This is a genomic window from uncultured Campylobacter sp. (genome assembly GCF_938018035.1).
Classification (GTDB): Bacteria; Campylobacterota; Campylobacteria; order Campylobacterales; family Campylobacteraceae; genus Campylobacter_B.
In genome coordinates this window covers 1-2,213 of record NZ_CALIJF010000168.1, presented here as the reverse complement: position 1 = coordinate 2,213, position 2,213 = coordinate 1, and the positions used below count along the sequence as shown (strand labels likewise).

The following is a 2,213-nucleotide window of genomic DNA, read 5'->3' as shown; positions in this document are numbered from 1 at the left end:
TTAGCAAAACTGTCAAAAAGTGGGATTTTGGGTTTATTTTAAGTATAATTGCGATAGCTGCTGTTGCCGTATGGACTTTTATTGGAGTAAATGAAATTTTAAATAAGGATATTAGCGCAGTAATTACAGAACTATCCCAAATAAAAGACGGAGTAAATAAAACTTATAATGTATCCATAATACCTGGTGATAAAATTTACATTATGATTTTTGGATTTTTTTCAAAAATAACTATGGCTTTACCTTTTATCTGGCTTGCCATCTTTTGCTCAAATAGACGCAAAGAAGCCATGAGGCTAGAACAAGAATATGCTCATAAGGTTGCAGTTGCGAGTTCCTATGCTAGCTATAAAGAGCAAATATCTAATCTAAATGAAACTAATCCAGAATTACTAAAAGAATTAATGGCTTCTACAATTAATATTATTTCTAAAAATCCAAGTGATTTTTTAGATAAATCAAAAAGCTCTGATAAATTGATTGACTATGATGGAATTATAACCAAAATTAAGCAACTACCAGAATGGTTGGTTGATTTGATAAAGCAAAAGAATAAAAATTAATTCAAAATAGCTTTAATTGGCAGTAATTTATAAAATATAAAGGCTAAAGTTGTGAAATTTTTAAATACAAGCGCGTTTAGGCTTCTGCTTCCGCTTTTGGCGCTGGGCGCGCAAGCTCTGGAGCCAAAAATCGTAATGCAACCCGAGCCGGTCCTGAAAAACGGCCTGTATTTCGTAGCGGACAAGCCCTACAGCGGGACGCTCAAGGTGCTGCATTATAGCGCCGAGGATCTCTACGACATAAATTTTATGGGCGTCGTCTACCCCAGAGCAAAGCCGCTGCCGCCGACGCTTATCAGAGAGATTGACGTAAAGGACGGTACTACGGTGCTTCAGCGCGATTACTTTGACGGCAGAGATAAGCCTTCAAACGAATATCCGCTAAAGGGCGGCCTATACGACGGCGTCGCGAAGAGCTACTACGCGGACGGCGGCGAGCTGAGATCGCAAAGCGAATACAAAGCCGGCAAACGCGAGGGTTTTTACAAGCTGTATTATCAGGGAAGCGGCAAGCTAAAGCAGCGGGGCGCGTATAAAGCGGACAGGCGCGAGGGCATTTTCACCGACTACTACGAAAGCGGCGAAGTAAGCGCGCGCCATCCGTATAAGGGCGGGCTGCGAAACGGCAAGGACGTGGATTATTACAAAAGCGGCAAAGTGCGCGGCGTGCGAAGCTACAAAAGGGGCAAGCGCCAAGGTATGGAAAAATGGTACTACGAAAGCGGCGCGCTAAGGCAGACGGGCGCATACAAGGATGACCGCAAACAGGGCGTTTGGAAGTTGTTTTACGAAGACGGCAAGATGCGCGTAGTCGAAAATTTTAAAGACGGCGAGCGCGACGGCACCGTGCGCGAATACTACGAGGGCGGCGCGCTGCAGGGCGAATACGAGTTCGAGCGCGGCAGGCAAACGGGCACGAGTAAGCAATACTACGCAAGCGGTGCGCTTGCGGCGAAGGTAATGTTCAGAGATGGGCGTAAGCACGGGCTTTATGAAACATATCACGAAAACGGCGCGCTCAAGGCTAGAGTTACATTCAAGGATGACCTGGAGACGGGCACGGCGAAGCACTACTACGCAGACGGCAAGCTCGAAGCCGAGGGCGAGTTTGAGCGTGGCAGGCTCGTGCGCGCCAAAAAATACGACGAAAGCGGCAAACTAATCAGCGATAAATCCGATAAAAACGGGCTCGCAAGAGAGTAAAGCGGACTAAATTTTAAAATTTTAAGCGGGTTTGGAATTTTGAAAAAGCTTAAAAATTTTGATTAGGTGCGGCTTTGCATTTTAACGATCGCAGCTTCGCATTTTCAGTGCCCACGGCTTCGTGTTTTAAGCGAGCGAAATTTTGCGTTTTGATTGAGCGTAGCTTTACGTCTCGGACAAATTTTGATTAGGACGCGGCTCCGCACTTTAAACAGACGCGACTTTGCGCTTCAAGCGAGCATGGCTTTATTTTTGAAGTGCAGCTTTAAATTTTAAGCGAGCGTGGCCTTGAGCATCTGTTTTCGGTTATACATACCGCGCCGTCAAGTGGCGCCTTAACGGGTTAAATTTTGTGCTTGTGAAGCGGCACGCTGCATTTTGAGCGAGTAAAATTCTACGCCGAGCAGCTTTACACGGCGCGCGAATACGGCTGCTGCCTTTGATGAG

The 2,213-nt window shown here is 45.7% G+C and carries 2 protein-coding genes; both read left to right on the top strand.

What is annotated here, in order from left to right; all coding sequences use genetic code 11:
• On the top strand, window positions 1-563 hold a 563-nt coding region (locus tag Q0257_RS05240), incomplete at its 5' end, for a hypothetical protein (protein ID WP_298022446.1).
• A 51-nt stretch (window positions 564-614) separates the two neighbouring features.
• Entirely contained in the window at window positions 615-1,766 is a 1,152-nt protein-coding gene (locus Q0257_RS05235; protein ID WP_298022443.1) for a toxin-antitoxin system YwqK family antitoxin, read from the top strand.
• Window positions 1,767-2,213: the final 447 nt, after the last annotated feature.